The following is a 16,546-nucleotide window of genomic DNA, read 5'->3' as shown; positions in this document are numbered from 1 at the left end:
CGGGCCGAAATCCGGTTCAGGCCTGGGTCATGGCCCAGTATTCGCCGCGGCGGGCCATCAACTCGTCGTGGCTGCCCCGTTCGACGATGCGGCCCTCCTCGAGAACCAGGATCAGATCGGCGTCGCGGACGGTCGACAACCGGTGCGCGATGATGAAACTCGTTCGGTCCCGCCGTAACTCGGTCATCGCATGCTGGATCAGCACTTCGGTGCGGGTGTCCACCGAGCTGGTCGCCTCATCGAGGATCAACAGTTGCGGGCGGGCCAGGAACGCCCGCGCGATGGTGATGAGCTGCTTCTCGCCGGCGCTGATGGCCCCACCGTCGTCGCTGATCCGGGTCGCGTAGCCGTCGGGCAGGGTGTGCACGAACCGGTCGACGTAGGCGGCGCGGGCAGCGGCCAGCACCTCCTCCTCGGTGGCGTCCGGCCGGCCATAGGCGATGTTGTCGTAGATCGTCCCGCCGAACAACCAGGTGTCCTGCAGCACCATCCCGATCCGGGACCGCAGCGACCGGCGGCTCACCGTCGAGATGTCGGTCCCGTCGATCAGGATGCGACCGGAATCGACCTCGTAGAACCGCATCAGCAGATTCACCAGCGTGGTCTTGCCCGCGCCGGTGGGCCCCACGATCGCCACCGTGCTGCCCGGTTCGGCGACCAGCGACAGATCGTGGATCACCGGCCGGTCGGGCCGGTAGCCGAAGCTCACCCGGTCGAACTCCACCCGGCCCGGTCCGGCGGGCAGCTCGACGTCGGGCTCCGCCGACTCCTCGTCGGCGTCGAGCAGTTCGAACACCCGCTCGGCGCTGGCCACCCCGGACTGCAGCGTGTTGTACATGCCGGCGACCTGGGTCAGCGGCTGATTGAACTGGCGCACGTACTGGATGAACGCCTGGATGCTGCCCAGGGTGACCTGGCCGGTGGCCACCTGCAGCCCGCCCACCACCGCGACCGCGACGAAGCTCAGGTTGCCGATGAATCCGGTGACGGGACCGACCAGACCGGAGAAGAACTGGGCGCCGAAACCGGACCGGTACACCTCGGCGTTGAGGGCCCGGAACTGATCCTCGGCGTGGGCGCGGTGGCCGTAGGTCTTGACGACGGTGAAACCGCTGTAGGTCTCCTCGATGTGGGCGTTGAGCCGGCCGGTGTTGCGCCACTGCGCGACGAACATCCGTTGTGAGCGGCGGGCGATCGTCCGGGTCGCCCACAACGACAGGGGGACGGTGAGCACGGTGATCAGCGCCAGCAACGGTGAGATGGTCACCATCATCACCAGCACCGCGACCAACGTCAGCAACGACGTGAGCAGTTGGCTGATCGTCATCGACAACGACGTGGCGATGTTGTCCACGTCGTTGGTGACCCGGCTGAGCACCTCACCACGCCGCCGGGAGTCGAAGTAGGACAGCGGGAGACGGTGCACCTTGTCCTCGACCTCGGCACGCAGCGTCATGATGGTGCGCTGCACCGTGACGTTGAGGACCCGGAACTGCAGCCAGACCAGCACCGCGGCGAGCAGATACAAACCCAGCGCCACCAGCAGGGTGCGGGCGACCGCGCCGAAGTCCACGCCCTGACCGGGCACCACGTCCATCGCGGACACCATGTCGGCGAAGGTGGAGTCGCCACGGGCGCGCGCCGCCTCGACCGCCTGCTCCTTGGTGATCCCGGCGGGCAGCTGCCGCCCGATCACCCCGTTGAACAGCAGATCGGTGGCGTGGCCGAGGATCCGGGGGCCGATCACCCCGATCGCGATGCCTCCGATGCCCAGCAGCACGACCAGCAGCGCCGGGCCTCGTTGCGGAGCAAGACGTCTGACCAGCCGCAGCGCGGTTCCGGTGAAGTCGCTTGACCGTTCGGTCGGGGCCTGTACCACCCCGCGCAGCGGGCGGTTCATCGGCCCGGTCACGGTTGCGCCCCGGTCAACGTCTGTGATTCGGCGAACTCGGCATAGGTCGGGCAGCTCCTCGACAGCGACTCGTGGGTTCCGATCCCGACCACCGTCCCGTCCTCGATGACGACCACCTGATCGGCCTGGGCCGCCGTCGAGATCCGTTGCGACACCATGATCACCGTCGAGTCGGCGGCCACGGTGCGCAGTGCGGCGCGCACCCGGGCGTCGGTGTGGACGTCCAGCGCCGAGAACGAGTCGTCGAACAGGTAGATCGCCGGCCGGCGGATGACGGCCCGCGCGATCGCCAACCGCTGCCGCTGCCCGCCCGAGAAGTTGACACCGCCCTGGGCGACCGGCATCGCCAGCCTGTCCGGATGGGCGCGGATGAAACCGTCGGCGGCCGCCACCTCCAACGCCTGCCACATCTCGTCCTCGGTCGCGTCGGCCTTGCCGAAGCGCAGGTTGTCGGCCACCGTGCCGGAGAACAGGTAGCCCCGCTGCGGCACCAGCCCGATCGCCTGCCACAGCCGTTCGATGTCGTAGTCGCGGACGTCGATCCCGTCGACCCGCACCGCGCCGGCGGTCACATCGTAGAGCCGGCAGATCAGCGACAGCAGTGTCGACTTCCCCGACCCGGTGGACCCGACGATCGCGGTGGTCGTTCCCGGTGTCGCGGTCAGTGAGATGTCCTGCAGCACCGGGCGATCCGCTCCCGGATAACTGAACGTCGCCGCGTCGAACTGCACCGTTCCGGCGATGGCGTCCGGTCGGGCGGGCTGCGGCGGGACCACGATCGCCGGCGGGGTGTCGAGCACCTCGGTGATCCGTTCGGCGCACACCGAGGCGCGCGGGAAGATCATCAGCATGAAGGTGGCCATCACCACGGCCATCAGGATCTGCATGAAGTACGACAGGAACGCGATCAGCACCCCGACCTGCATCTGGCCGGCGTCGATGCGCAGGCCGCCGAACCACACCAACGCCACACTGGACACGTTGATGACCAGGGTGGTCGCCGGCAGCATCAGCGCCTGCCAGCGGCCCGCCGCGAGCGAGGCGTCGGCCAGTGCCCGGTTGGCCGCTTCGAACCGGACCCTCTCGACGGGTTCGCGGGTGAACGCCCGGATCACCCGGACTCCGGACAGCTGTTCGCGCAGCACCCGGTTGATGTTGTCGATCAACTGCTGCATGCGGCGGAAGATCGGCATCAGGTGCGACACGATCCAGTAGTTGGCCAGCGCCAGCACCGGCACGCTGATCAGCAGCAGCCAGGACAGCCCGGCGTCGAGGTGGATCGCCATCGCGATCCCGCCGACACACATGATCGGCGCGGTCACCAGAACCGTGCAGGTCATCTGCACCAGCAGTTGGATCTGCTGCACGTCGTTGGTGGTGCGGGTCAGCAGCGACGGCGCGCCGAAGCGCGCGGTCTGTTCGGCGGAGAACCCCACGACGTGGTGGAAGATCGCCCCGCGCAGATCCCGGCCGAACCCCATGCCGGCGCGCGAGCCGAAGTAGACCGCCCCGACCGCGCAGAGCACCTGCAGCCCGGTGACCGCCAGCATCACCGCCCCGAGTTCCAGGATTCTCACGGTGTCGCCCCGGGCCACCCCGTCGTCGATGATCGCGGCGTTGACGGTGGGCAGATACAGCGCGGCCAGGGTGCTGACGACCTGCAGCACCGCGACCACGACCAGCAGCCACCGGTACGGCCGCAGAAAGCGGCGTAACAGCGCCCACAGCATCCCGCTACTGTCGCACACCCATCGCCGTGTCGAGGCCACCGACCGGCCCGGCATGGCCGGTGAACGGGCTGGTCAGCCGGTGTGTCGGTAGTTGGCCGGTCCGGCTGCCGCTACAGTGCATGACGTGAAGCGCAGCAGCTCTGCCGTCCGCCGGCATGTCAGGTCCTCCTCCGTCAGGACCCTGGCCGTGCTCGCCGCGGCCGCCGTGTCGGTGCTCGCCGCATGCGACAGCTCCGAACCGTCGTCGTCACCGGAGGCCCAGCAACCCGGCGACGGGGGCGGGGAGGTGACCCACGGCCCGTTCTTCCCACAATGCGGGGGGATCAGCGACGAGACGATCATGGAGGTGACCCAGATCAGCGGGCTGGTCAACACCGCCACCACCTCGGTCGGATGCCAGTGGCTGGTGAACGGCGGCATCATGGGGCCGCACTTCTCGTTCACCCACTTCCGAGGCAGCCCGATCGGCCGTGAGCGCAAGACCATGGAGCTGTCCCGGACCAGCGTCGAGGACATCACCATCGAGGGCCACGAAGGCTTCATCGGAATCAACGAGAGCCCGCTGCTGGGCACGGTGAACCTGTGCGAGGTGGGCATCCAGTTCGATGACGACTTCATCGAATGGTCGGTGAGCTATGTGAACCGGCCGCCCACCGATCCGTGTGAGGTCGCCAAGGAACTGGCCCGGCAATCGATTGTGAACGCCCAATGAGCCGACATCCTGCTCCGCTGCCGCCGCGTCGGATTCTCGTCGCGCTGCTGACCCTGCTGGCCGCGGTGACGGTGGTGGCCGGCTGCACCCGCACCGTCGAGGGCACCGCGGCCCGGGCGGGCAGCGGCAGCGTCGAACGCAACGACGACTCCGAACGGCGGTACCCGAACCTGCTCAAGGAGTGCGAGGTGCTCACCGAGGACATCCTCGCCGAGACGGTGGGCGCCGACCCGCTCGACATCCAGGCCACCTTCATCGGAGCGGTGTGCCGCTGGCAGGCCGCCAATCCGAACGGTCTGGTGGACATCACCCGGTTCTGGTTCGAGCAGGGCGACCTGGCCAATGAGCGGCAGGTCGCCGAACGGCTCGGTTACCAGATCGAGAACCGCAACATCGCCGGCATCGAATCGTTCGTCATGCGGCCCAACGATCCGAACGGATCGTGCGGGGTGGCCAGCGACGCCGCCGGCGTGGTCGGCTGGTGGGTGAACCCGCAGGCGCCCGGCATGGACGCGTGCGGGATGGCGATCAAGCTCATGGAGTTGACGCTGGCCACCCGGGCCTGACGCCGGACGGTCCCGGATCGCGGCGGGGCCCTCTCACCGGGGCAACTTTCAGCGGGGCACTCAGCGGGGAACGTGGAAGGCGACCAGCGCCGCACCCTGCAGCGCCAGCTCGTCCCAGTCCGCCGCGGTCCGCAGCACCGCGATCGCCGAGGTGGGGAACTTCTCCGAGATCCGCTGCGCGGCGGTGGCATTGCCGCCGTCGGACAGACCCAGCGCGACCCGGGAGAGCGCCGGCTCGTGACCGATGACCAGCAGGGTGCGGATATCGGTGTCGAAATGCGCTGCCACGCCGTTGATGACGTCGATGACGGTGCCCGGGGTGGCGTCGTACAACCGTTCGGCGTAGTGCACCGGGGCGGTCAGCCGGGTGCGGTCGAAGGTCTGCCGGGTGCGGGTGGCCGGCGAACACAGCACGGCATCGACGGGTGGAACGTGCGCACGCAGCCAGTCGCCGGCCAGACCGGCCTCCCGGATCCCACGCTCGGCCAGCGGCCGGTCGCGGTCCGCGCAATCCGGTGGGTAGGCCGACTTGCCGTGCCGCAGCAACACCAGGGTTCGGAAGGGGTCGCTCATCCGATCCACGCTAGAGCAGGCGGGACCGGCCGGACACAGCCCGGTCGAATCCCCGGTCTTGTCAGAGGGCGGTCCTACACTCGGCTTGCCTCGGCAACGGGCACGATCACCGGACAGGAGGGCGGCGACGATGCGGTTTCTGCACACCGCGGACTGGCAACTCGGCATGACCCGGCACTGGCTCAACGGCGAGGCGCAGCCCCGGTATTCGGCGGCCCGCCGGGAGGCGGTGGCCGAACTGGGCGCGCTCGCCGAACGCACCGGGGCGGAGTTCATCGTGGTGGCCGGTGACGTCTTCGACGACAATCAGCTGCCGCCGCGCGAGATCAGCCTGTCGCTGGAGGCGATGCGCGGCATCGGGGTTCCGGTGTATCTGCTGCCGGGCAACCACGATCCGCTGGACGCCGCCTCGGTGTACACCAGCGCGTTGTTCATCAGGGAATGCCCGGACAACGTGGTGGTGCTCGACCGCGCCGGCTGCCACGAGGTGCGTCCCGGTCTGCAGTTGGTCGCCGCGCCGTGGCGGTCCAAGGCGCCGACCACCGATCTGGTCGCCGAGGTGCTGGCCGACGTGCCCGCCGACGGGGTCACCCGGGTCGTCGTCGCCCACGGTGGCGTGGACATCCTCGACCCGGATCGCGACAAACCGTCACTGATCCGCCTGGACGTGCTGCACGACGCGCTCGGCCGAGGTGCGGTGCACTACGTGGCATTGGGCGACAAGCATTCCCGTACCGAGGTGGGCTCCTCCGGCCGGGTCTGGTACTCGGGGTCGCCGGAGGTCACCAACTACGACGACATCGAGAGCGATCCGGGGCATGTGCTGCTGGTCGACATCGACGAGGACGATCCGCAGCGTCCGGTGCAGGTGGAACCGCACCGGGTCGGCCGGTGGAAGTTCGTCACGCTGCGCCGCACCGTGGACACCAACCGTGACATCGCCGACCTGGACATCAATCTGGACTGTCTGGCCGACAAGGAACGCACCGTGGTGCGGTTGGCGCTCACCGGGTCGCTGAGCGTGACCGACAAGGCCGCGCTCGACGCCTGCCTGGACAAGTACGCGCGGCGGTTCGCGGCCCTGACCACCTGGGAACGACACACCGACATCGCGGTGCTGCCCGCCGACGGGGAGTTCGACGACCTCGGGGTCGGCGGGTTCGCCGCCGCCGCCGTCGACGAACTGGTCGCGCTCGCCCGGTCCGAGGGCGAGGAGGCCGACGATGCCCGCGGGGCGTTGGCCCTGCTGTTGCGGCTCGCCGAAGGCGCCGGGGAACAACAGGGTTCGCGCCGAGGCGAGGGGAGCGCGGCATGAGACTGCACCGGCTGGCGCTCACCAACTACCGGGGCATCGCCCGCCGCGAGGTCGAGTTCCCCGACCGTGGGGTGGTGGTGGTCAGCGGCGCCAACGAGATCGGCAAATCCTCGATGATCGAGGCACTCGATCTGCTGTTCCACGCCAAGGACCGCTCCACCAAGAAAGAGGTGAAGCAGGTCAAGCCCACCCACGCCGATGTCGGCGCCGAGATCACCGCCGAGATCTCCACCGGCCCATATCGTTTCGTCTACCACAAGCGATTCCACAAGAAATGTGCGACGCAGCTGACCATCCTGGCGCCGCGGCGGGAGGAACTCAGCGGCGACGAGGCCCACGAACGGGCACTGGCGATGCTGAGCGAAACCGTCGACATGGAGCTGTGGCGGACCCAGCGGGTGCTGCAGGCGGGGTCGACCGCACCGGTCGATCTGTCCGGCTGCGATGCGCTGTCCCGCGCGCTGGACGCGGTGGCCGGTGAGGCGGTGCAGACGTCGGGAACCGAACCGCTGCTGATCGACCGGATCGACGCCGAATACCGCAAGTACTTCACCGCCACCGGACGGCCCACCGGCGAGTGGCTGGCCGCCACCAAACGGCTGCAGGCCGCCGACGAACAGGTCGCCCGCTGCGCCGCCCGGGTCGCCGAGGTGGAGGATGCGGTGCGCCGGCACGCCACGTTGACCGAGTCCCTGGCCGAGCTGGAGGACGGGCGGAGAACCGCCGACGCGCAACTGGCCGCGGCGCGGGAGGCGGCCGAAGCCGTCGAGCGGTTGACCCGGCAACTCGCCGAGGCACAACTGGCCGCCGAGGCGGCCGAAGCCACCCACACCGCCTCGGTGGCCGCGCTGAACGAACGCCGCCGGCTGCGCGCCGAGATCGAGGAGCGCACCGCCGCGGTCGCCGCCCTGCAACCCGAGGTCGACGCCGCCCTCGAGGCGGAGGCGACCGCACGCGAAGTGCAGCAGGAGGCCGACACCGCCGCCGAACGGGCGCGCGAGGCCGCCGATGCCGCACGCGAGCGCGTGGACACGGCACGGCAGGCGGTGCAGCGGCTCGCCGACCGGGCCGAGCGGGACACGCTCGCCGATCGGCTGCGCAGAATCGACGCCGCTGCGACCGAACTCGCCCGGGTGGACGGCGAATTGGCGACGCTGACGGTGACCGAGGCGGCGTTGCGCCAGATCGAGGCGGCGGAGTTGGCCGTGGAGCGGGCCGCAGGGCAGGCCGAGCTGGCGTCAGCGCACATCGAGCTGACCGCGGCGGTCGACCTCGAACTACGGGTCGGCGACGAACAGCTGACCATCCCGGCCGGCGGCAGCTGGACGGCGGGGGCCACCGCCCCGACCGAGATAGAACTCCCCGGTCTGCTCACCGCGCGCATCGTCCCCGGTGCCCCGGCCGCCCAGATGCAGGAGACACTCGACGTGGCGCGGGCCGCGCTGGCCGACGCCCTGCAGCACGCCGGGGTGGCGGACGTCGCATCGGCCCGGTCCCAGGTCGAGCGTCGCCGCGAACTGTCCACGGCGCGGGAGACATTCGCCGCCACCGTGGTGGCGCTCACCGGCGAGGACACGCTCGAGCGGCTGCGGGCGCGGTTGGCCGAACTCGATGCCGCCGCGTCGGACGACACCGGTGAACTCGGCGTCGACGACGCCCAGGCCGAACTGACCGCCGCGGAACGTGCCTACCAGCAGGCCCACACCGACTGCGAGACCCACCGCAAGGCCGCCGTGCTGGCCGCCCGCAGGCTCGCCGAGAAGTCGCAGACCGCCGCCGCGCTGCGGGAGAAGCTCACCGCCGCCCGGACCGAACTCGACACCGCCGCGGCCCGGTTGGCCGCTCAACGCGCCGACGTCGACGACGAGACGCTGGTGGTGCGCGCCGCGGCGCACGGCGAGGAGGCCGAACGCGCTGCGGTCCGGGTCGCGCAGCTGAACGCGGAGTTGTCCGCGGCGCAACCGGACCAGGTGGCGGCCGCCCTGGACACCGCCGCCCGACACGCCGAGACCGTCCACGCCGAGCACCGCCGCACCGCCGATGCGCTGCGCGAGCTGAACGCCCAGTTGGAGGTCTACGGCAGCGAGGGCCGCAAGGGTGAGCTCGACGCCGCCAAGGCCGAACGCGAGCAGGCCGAGGCCGAGTTCCTGCGGATCGGCCGGCTCGCCCGAGCGGTGAAGCTGCTGCGGGAGACGATGCTGCGGCATCGTGACGCCAGCCGGCGGCGTTACGTCGACCCGTTCCGCGCCGAAGTGGAACGGTTGGGCCGCATCGTGTTCGGCGACAGCTTCGAGGTCGAGATCGACAGCGATCTGTGTATCCGCAGCCGCACGCTGGCCGGTCGCACCGTGGACTACGAATCGCTGTCCGGCGGGGCGAAGGAACAACTCGGGATCGTGGCCCGGTTGGCCGGCGCGGCGCTGGTGGCGAGGGACGACACCGTGCCGGTGGTGATCGACGACGCACTGGGCTTCACCGATGCCGAGCGGCTGGTGAAGATGGGCGCGGTCTTCGACGCCGTCGGCGGGGACGGGCAGGTGATCGTGTTGACCTGCAGCCCGGACCGGTACGCCGGGATCAGCGATGCCCACCGCATCGAGCTGACGGCCTGAGCCGCCCCCGGCTTCTCGGCCATCCGGGCCGGGGCTATCCGGGTCTGGGCTGCTCGGCCCCCTCGGGGGCCAGTGCGAGCACCTCCTCGAAACCGGCGATCAGGCACTCGTGGAACACGTCGAAGTCCGGGATCGCGGCGCTGTCGGCGTTGATGCCCAACGCGCAGCTACCGGCATAGGTCAGCATGGTGACGTTCACCGCCGCGCCGATCGTCGGGCTGAACGAACACTGGAACCGAACCGGCGCACCACCGAGGTACACCCGAACCGGTATCCCCGGCACATTGCTGGCCACGAAGTCGACGTTGCGCAGGGCGGCGCCGATGTACCAGCGCGGCAGGAGGTTCAACCCTGCGGCGATCAGTTCGGTGTACGGCAGCGACCGTTCGGTGCGCACGGTTGTGGTGCGCCGCCGGATCCGGTCGATCCGTACCGCCGGATCGGCGATGCCGACCGGAACGTCGAAGCGCATCAGCGTGATCCGGTTGCCACCCATCTCGTCGGCCGGGCCGCGCAAGCTGATCGGCATGCACATGTGCAGTTCGCCCACCGGGACCTGATGTTCCTCGTGGTATCGCCGCAGCCCACCCGCCACCCCGGCGATGAACGCATCGTTGACGGTGCCGCCGACCCGGTCCGCGGCCGCGCGCAGCGGGGCCAGCGGCACCTCGTGCACCCCCACCCGGCGCAGCAGGCTGCGTTCGGTCATCAACTCCGATCCGGGCGCGGGAACCGGCCGCACGGTGCGATACACCGAGGCCGCGGTGGCCGCCGCGGCCGAGACCGTCTGCAGCGGCTGCCGGATACCCCGCCCGATCAGCGCCGGCGCGGATCGCAGCGCCCCGGTGACCGCCTTGCCGGCGACGTCCACGCAGTAGCGCACCGCATCCCGGTATCCGCTCAACGGCGCCGGTTCGGGCACCTCCGGCTCGGCGGGCATCGGGCCGCGGTCGGGTCGCCGGCCGGACACCTCGTACAGAATCCTTCCGATCTGGATCGCGCCGACACCGTCGGTCAGCGCGTGGTGGAAGGCGCACAGCACCGCGGCGCCACCGTCGGCCAGCCCGTCGACCAGCAGCACCCGCCACATCGGCCGGATCCGGTCGAAATCCTCCATCGCCAACACCCGCGCCATCTCCAGCACGGCGTCCAGATCGCCCGGTGCGGGAGCCGACACCGGGCGCAGATGGAAGTCGAGATCGAAGTCGGCGGCGAACTCCCAGCGGGGTGGGGCCGGCGGCGGTGTCTCGACCACCCGCTGGCGGAACATCGGCAACGTCCGACTGATCCGGTCGAACCGGCGCCGGACGTCGTCCCAATCGGGAGTGCCGTCCAACACGATCAACGCGACCACGGTCGACCGCAGCCGGGCGTCGCTTTCCATTGCCCAGGTGAAGGCGTCGCTCGCGCGCATGAACCGTGGCATCGGACTTTTCAGCCTATGACCTGAACGGGCCCGGTATCACCGAGTCGCAGATCTGCCGGTCGATAGGGCCGGTGCCTGCCGTCCACCGGTCAGGGCTTCATGAAGCCGATCTTGGTGTAGTCGGCATCGCCGAGGCCGAACGCCCCGAAGTTCGCCAGGTTGCTGCGCACCGCGACGTTGCCGGGCGACTGGGTCAACGGCAGACTGAACACCTCCTCGAACAGCATCTGGTCGATCTCGTTGGCCAGCTCCCGCGCCCGCTCCGGATCAAGCTCGGACAGCGTCTCCTCGATCTTCGCGTCGATCTCCGGGCTGCCGATCTTGCCGAAGTTGCTCTCGCCGTAGGAGGCGTAGATCTGGGTCAGACCCGACAGCGGGAACGCGTCGCCGACCCAGGTGAACTGGGCGATGTCGAAATTGCCCGGGATGATGTGGTCGCTGAAGAAGCCGGTCGCCCCCTTGGCGTCGATCTCGAGTTTGACCCCGATCTCTGCGAGGTTGCTCTGCGCGATCTGGGCGAACTGCCGGGTGCTCAACGAATCGAAGAGCACATCGCGGATCACCAGCCGGCGGCCGTCTTTCTCGCGGAACTGGCCGTTGAGCCGCCAGCCGAGGGCGTCGAGTTCGGCCTTGGCCTGTTCGGGGTTGTAGGCCACCACGTCGCTGTTGTCCTGGTAGCCCTCCTGCCCGCGGACGAAGATGTGGTTGTTGAGCGGGACCGGGTTGTCGACCAGCCCGCGCTGGGTGACGTTGGCGATGGTCTGCCGGTCGATTCCCTTGGCGATGGCCTGGCGCAGCGCCTTGTCCTCCAGGATCGACCCCGGCGCCCCGTTGAAGGTGAAGTGGTACCAACTGTTTCCGGGCGCCCGGCGGATCGAGATACCCGGGGTGCGCTGGGCGATCGTCAACTCGTCGATGGTGGCCAGCCCGGTGGCGTCCAGCGCGTTGTTCTGCAGCGCCGGGATGCGCGCCGCATCGTCGAGAACCGTGTAGGTGATCGAATCCAGCAGCGGGGGATCGCCCCACCAGTCCGGGTTGCGGGTGAGCACGATGCGCTGCGCTCCGCGGTCGATGCTGGTGATCATGAACGGCCCGGCCGACGGTCCGGGGCCGTCGCGTTGCGCGGTGTTGAACGCCTCCGGGGTCGCGGTCATGCTCTTGGGCAGCAGCATGCCGTTGCCGGAGAACATTCCGCGCCATTCCGCGTACGGTTTGGCGAACGTGATCACCGCCTGCCGGTCGTCCACACCGCGGGTCACCGACTCCACCCGGTCGGCGCCGTTGGAGCTGGCGATCGCGAACGCGGGGTCCTTGCCGCTGGTGGCGTGGATCTGCGCGGCGATGTCCTCCCAGGTGATCGGGGTGCCGTCGGTCCAGACCGCGTCCGGATTGATGGTATAGGTGACGACCTGCGGATCTTCGCTGGTCAGCTCGATGCTGGTGAAGTAGTCGGTGTTGACCGTGGCGGTGCCGTCCGGGGCGATGCGGAACGCCCGCGGCAGGGTGGCCTTGAGCATGCCCGCGGCGTCGGCGACGTTGCCGTCGATGTGCAGCGGGTTGAAGTTCGGCGGCAACGCGGTGAGCGCCAGCCGCAGATTGCCGCCCTGTTCCAGATCGGCCGGATCCTGCGGGTTGATGTCGTTGGTGGTGCCGAGTTCCGCGGGGCCCCCGGCGGCAGGGGTGTCCGTGTCCTCGCGGGCGCAGCCGGCCAGCGCCAGCACCACCACCATTCCCACCGCGAGCAGTCGCAGGATGGCGCGCCGTCCGGCGTGTCGGGGTGAGTTTCTGTCTGCTCGCGCAAAGGGGCGACCGGTCATGCCCACCGACTCTAACGGTGTCGCGGTTCCGGTTGCGGCACCGCGGCCAGCAACCGTTTCGTGTAGTCGTGGCGGGGGTTGGTGAACACCTGATCGGCCTCGCCCTTTTCGACGATCACCCCGCGGTGCATCACCGCGACCCGGTGGGCCAGATGCCGCACCACCGACAGGTCGTGCGAGACGAACAGGTAGGACAGCCCGAACCGCTCCTGCAGATCGAGCAGCAGATTGATGATGCCGGCCTGAATCGACACGTCCAGCGCCGACACCGGTTCGTCGAGCGCCAGGATCTTGGGCTGCAGCGCCAGCGCCCGGGCGATGCCGATGCGCTGCTTCTGCCCACCGGAGAACTCAGCCGGATAGCGGCCGGCGTCGGCCCGGCGCAGACCGACGATCTCGAGGAGTTCGGCCACCCGCTGCTCGATGCGGCGGTGGTCGAATCCGTGGGCCTGCAGCGGTTCTGCCAACACGTCGAACACCGGCAGCCGCGGGTCCAGGGAGGCGACCGGATCCTGGAACACCACCTGCAGATCGGCGCGCAGCTCCCGCCGCTTCCCGGCGCTGAGCCGGGCGACGTCGGAGCCGAGCACCTCGATCGACCCGGCTTGCGGCGCGGTGAGTTCGAGAATCTCGTGCAGCGTGGTGGATTTGCCCGATCCGGATTCGCCGACGATGCCCAGGGTGCGGCCCTGCTGCAGGTCGAAACTGATGCCATCCACCGCGCGCACCTCGCCGATCCGGCGCCGCCACACCACGCCCTTGGTGAGCTCATAGGTGCGGGCCAGATCGCGGACCCGCAACACCACCGGCGCGTCGGCCGGCCCCGCCGGCGTTGCGGGCGGTTCGGTCTGCACGCCGTAGATGTCGGCGGCGCTGCGGCCGGCCACCAGCTCGGTGCGGATGCACGCCGCCCGGTGTTCCCCGTGCCCGGGCCCGGCGGGGGTGATCTCGAGCAGTTCGGGTTCGGCGGCGCGGCAGTCGTCGATCGCCAGCGGGCAGCGCGGCGCGAACGGGCAGCCGGGCGGCAGATCGGTCATCGCCGGCGGCGCCCCCGGAATCGGCACCAGCCGGGTGCCCTGCGCGGCGTCGAGCCGGGGCACCGATCCCAGCAGCCCGACCGTGTAGGGCATCCGCCGGTCGCGGTAGAGCTGCTGCACCGAGGCCACCTCGACGGCGCGTCCGGCGTACATCACCAGCGCCCGGTCGGCGAACTCGGCGACCACACCCAGATCGTGGGTGATGACCAGCACCCCGGCCCCGGTCACGTCGCGGGCGGTCTTGAGCACGTCGAGGATCTGGGCCTGCACCGTGACGTCCAGCGCGGTGGTCGGTTCGTCGCAGATCAGCAGGTCCGGGTCGTTGGCGATCGCGATCGCGATGACCACCCGTTGGCGTTCCCCGCCGGACAGCTCGTGCGGGAAGGACCGGGCGCGCCGCTCGGGCTGGTTGATGCCGACCAGTTCCAGCAGTTCCACCGCGCGGGCCCGGGCCGCCCGTCGGCTCAGATCACGCTGATGCACCTGCAGCGCCTCGGCGATCTGATCCCCGACGGTGTACACCGGGGTGAGGGCGGACATCGGATCCTGGAACACCGTGCCGATCGACCTGCCGCGGATCGCCGACATCTGCCGGTCGGACAACCCCAGCAGTTCGCGGCCCTGCAGCCGGACCGACCCAGACACCTGGGCGTATTCGGGCAACAGCCCCACGACCGCCATGGCGCTCGCCGACTTGCCCGCGCCGGATTCGCCGACCAGTGCGACGACCTCACGGGGGTGCACCGAGAAGGTCATGCCACGCACCGCGGCCACCGGGTCGGTGTCGGTGGGAAAGGTGACGGTCAGGTCGTTGACCTCCAGCAACGGGCTGGTCATCGGGAGGCCCTCCGCAGCGCGCCGGCACCGGGATCGAAGGCGTCCCGCAGGCCGTCGCCGATCAGATTGGCGCACAGGATGATCACCACCAGCACCCCGGCGGGAAACAGGAACACCCAGGGGAAGGTGGTGACCGACGGGGTGCCGTCGGCGATCAGCGTCCCCAGCGACACATCGGGCCGTTGCACACCGAATCCCAGGTAGCTGAGCCCCGTTTCGGCCAGCACGGCCAGGCCGACGTTGAGTGCGGTGTCGATGATCAGGATCGAGGCCACGTTGGGGATGATGTGCCGCACGATGATGCGCCAGTGCGGCACGCCCATATATCGTGCGGCGACGACGAATTCGCGCTCCCGCAGGCTCATCGTCAACCCGCGGACCATCCGCGAGCTGATCATCCAGCTGAACGCCGCCAGCAGCAGGATCAGCCACAGGATGGTGCCGGTGTCGCGGGTCCGCGGGGTGATGATCGCGATCAGGATGAAGCTGGGCACCACCAGCAGCAGGTCGACCAGCCACATCAGGGCGCGGTCCCGCCAGCCGGCGAAGTACCCGGCTACCGCGCCGACGGTCGCGGCGAACAGCGTGGAGATGAAGGCCACGCAGACGCCGATCAGCAGTGACTTCTGCATCCCGCGCAACGTCTGGGCCAGGATGTCCTGGCCCAGCCCGTTGGTGCCGAACCAGTGTTCGGCGCTGGGCGGCTGCTGCAGCGCGGTGTAGTCGAGGTCGGTGTAGCTGTACGGCAACAACGGCGGCAGCGCGTAGCAGCCGACGAACATCAGCGCCAGCACCGCCAGCGAGATGACGGCGGGCCGGTTGCGCAGGAAGCGCCGCAGCACCAGGGTGCGGCGGGACACGAACCGTTCGGTGTGCAGACCGGAGCGGGCCGCGGAGGCGGTGTCGGTCATCGGGCACGCACCCTCGGGTCGAGCATCGCGTAGATGACGTCGGAGAGCAGACCGGCCACCAGGATCATCGCGCCGGTGAACACGGTGATGGCGACGACGATGTTGGTGTCCTGGGTCGCGATGCCGAACACGATCCATTCACCCATGCCGTGCCAGCCGAAGATCTTCTCGACGAACACCGAGCCGGTCACCAGCCCGGCCAAGCCGTAGGCGAACAGGGTGGCCATCGGGATCAGTGCGGTCCGCAGCCCGTGTTTGACCAGTGCCTGGCGGCGGGTCAGACCCTTGGCGCGGGCGGTGCGGATGAAGTCCTGACCGAGGACGTCGAGCATGGCGTTGCGCTGGTAACGCGAGTAGCCCGCCATCGCGGCCAATGCGAGGGTGAGCGTGGGCAGCACGAGATGCTGGAGCCGGTCGAGGATCTGATTCCAGGTGCCGCCCACCACGTCTGGTGACGTCTCACCGGTGTAGGCGAAAAGCTGCACGCCGAGCGCCGAGTTGACGTTCAGCGCGCCGAGGATCAGCAGATTGGCGATGACGAACGTCGGGGTGCTCAACACCAGCAGGGACAGCACGGTGACCACCCGGTCGGAGAGCCGGTACTGCCGGATGGCGCCCCAGGCGCCGAGCACCACGCCCGCCACGGTGCCGAGCACCGACCCGATGATCAGCAGGCGCAGGCTCACCCCGATGCGGCGCCACAGTTCCTCGGAGACCGGTTGTCCGGTGATGGTGGTGCCGAAGTCACCGCGGACGGCGCCGCCGGCCCAGTCCGCGAACCGGATCGGGATCGGCTTGTCCAGACCGAGCTCGGCGGCCTTGGCGTCGATCACCGCCTGCGGGGGGCGGGGATTGCGCTGTTCCAGGCTGTCGAGTGGCCGGAACGACACCGAGGTGAGGGTGAACGTCAGGAACGCCGCCAGCGCCAACAGGATGAGGTAGTTGAGAAACCGGCGCGCCAGGAATCGGGTCACGGCGCTCCCGGGGGGCGGCTCGACGGATCCGGACGCAGCATGGGCACAGGTTAAGAGATCGCCGCGGCCGCGGGTACTCCGGACGCGCCCGCGAACTTTTACCCAATGTTCACCGGGCGGTCCT

The 16,546-nt window shown here is 69.6% G+C and carries 12 protein-coding genes; 4 read left to right on the top strand and 8 right to left on the bottom strand.

All coding sequences use genetic code 11. The annotated features are described in order from the left end of the window. Nucleotides 1–16: 16 nt before the first annotated feature. Both CKW28_RS16395 and CKW28_RS16390 read right to left on the bottom strand, forming a co-directional pair. Nucleotides 17–1,900, bottom strand: coding sequence for an ABC transporter ATP-binding protein (locus CKW28_RS16395; RefSeq protein ID WP_040547909.1), 1,884 nt, complete (start codon nt 1,898–1,900; stop codon nt 17–19). A gap of 8 nt (nt 1,901–1,908) precedes the next feature. Then, nucleotides 1,909–3,642 (bottom strand): ABC transporter ATP-binding protein, encoded by a 1,734-nt coding sequence (locus CKW28_RS16390; protein ID WP_003927134.1) that lies wholly within the window; start codon nt 3,640–3,642, stop codon nt 1,909–1,911. A 115-nt stretch (nt 3,643–3,757) separates the two neighbouring features. Here CKW28_RS16390 and CKW28_RS16385 point away from each other — a divergent pair, with 115 nt between their 5' ends. Next, nucleotides 3,758–4,354 carry a DUF3558 domain-containing protein gene (locus CKW28_RS16385; protein WP_040547405.1) on the top strand — a complete coding sequence of 199 codons (597 nt, stop codon included), beginning with the start codon at nt 3,758–3,760 and terminating at the stop codon, nt 4,352–4,354. Further along, a complete protein-coding gene (locus tag CKW28_RS16380) occupies nt 4,351–4,920 on the top strand; it encodes a DUF3558 domain-containing protein (RefSeq protein WP_003927136.1) in 570 nt (189 codons plus the stop codon). Before CKW28_RS16385 ends, CKW28_RS16380 begins: the two co-directional genes overlap by 4 nt. A gap of 60 nt (nt 4,921–4,980) precedes the next feature. On the opposite strand, the gene CKW28_RS16375 is transcribed toward CKW28_RS16380, so the two are convergent. Beyond that, on the bottom strand, nt 4,981–5,493 hold the full coding sequence (locus tag CKW28_RS16375) for a SixA phosphatase family protein (RefSeq protein WP_003927137.1): 513 nt from the start codon (nt 5,491–5,493) through the stop codon (nt 4,981–4,983). A 130-nt stretch (nt 5,494–5,623) separates the two neighbouring features. Here CKW28_RS16375 and CKW28_RS16370 point away from each other — a divergent pair, with 130 nt between their 5' ends. Both CKW28_RS16370 and CKW28_RS16365 read left to right on the top strand, forming a co-directional pair. Continuing rightward, nucleotides 5,624–6,808: a metallophosphoesterase family protein gene (locus CKW28_RS16370; RefSeq protein ID WP_003927138.1), complete on the top strand. Its 1,185-nt coding sequence runs from the start codon at nt 5,624–5,626 to the stop codon at nt 6,806–6,808. Further along, entirely contained in the window at nt 6,805–9,420 is a 2,616-nt protein-coding gene (locus CKW28_RS16365; RefSeq protein WP_003927139.1) for an AAA family ATPase, read from the top strand. Before CKW28_RS16370 ends, CKW28_RS16365 begins: the two co-directional genes overlap by 4 nt. A 34-nt stretch (nt 9,421–9,454) precedes the next feature. On the opposite strand, the gene CKW28_RS16360 is transcribed toward CKW28_RS16365, so the two are convergent. From CKW28_RS16360 to CKW28_RS16340, 5 genes are all read right to left on the bottom strand, one after another. After that, nucleotides 9,455–10,846: a wax ester/triacylglycerol synthase domain-containing protein gene (locus tag CKW28_RS16360; protein WP_003927140.1), complete on the bottom strand. Its 1,392-nt coding sequence runs from the start codon at nt 10,844–10,846 to the stop codon at nt 9,455–9,457. Nucleotides 10,847–10,935: 89 nt separating this feature from the next. Then, the gene (locus CKW28_RS16355) at nt 10,936–12,576 is read right to left on the bottom strand and encodes an oligopeptide ABC transporter substrate-binding protein OppA (RefSeq protein WP_003927141.1); all 1,641 of its coding nucleotides are present in this window, start codon (nt 12,574–12,576) and stop codon (nt 10,936–10,938) included. A gap of 98 nt (nt 12,577–12,674) precedes the next feature. Continuing rightward, on the bottom strand, nt 12,675–14,537 hold the full coding sequence (locus tag CKW28_RS16350; protein ID WP_003927142.1) for an oligopeptide ABC transporter ATP-binding protein OppD: 1,863 nt from the start codon (nt 14,535–14,537) through the stop codon (nt 12,675–12,677). After that, nucleotides 14,534–15,448 carry an oligopeptide ABC transporter permease OppC gene (locus tag CKW28_RS16345; protein ID WP_003927143.1) on the bottom strand — a complete coding sequence of 305 codons (915 nt, stop codon included), beginning with the start codon at nt 15,446–15,448 and terminating at the stop codon, nt 14,534–14,536. Before CKW28_RS16345 ends, CKW28_RS16350 begins: the two co-directional genes overlap by 4 nt. Further along, complete coding sequence (locus CKW28_RS16340) at nt 15,445–16,422, bottom strand: oligopeptide ABC transporter permease OppB (protein ID WP_003927144.1); 978 nt, start codon at nt 16,420–16,422, stop codon at nt 15,445–15,447. Before CKW28_RS16340 ends, CKW28_RS16345 begins: the two co-directional genes overlap by 4 nt. Nucleotides 16,423–16,546: the final 124 nt, after the last annotated feature.

The sequence above is a fragment of the Mycolicibacterium thermoresistibile genome (assembly GCF_900187065.1).
Lineage (GTDB): Bacteria > Actinomycetota > Actinomycetes > Mycobacteriales > Mycobacteriaceae > Mycobacterium > Mycobacterium thermoresistibile.
Note: the sequence above shows the minus strand (reverse complement) of the source record. Positions and strands in the feature narration are given on the sequence as shown.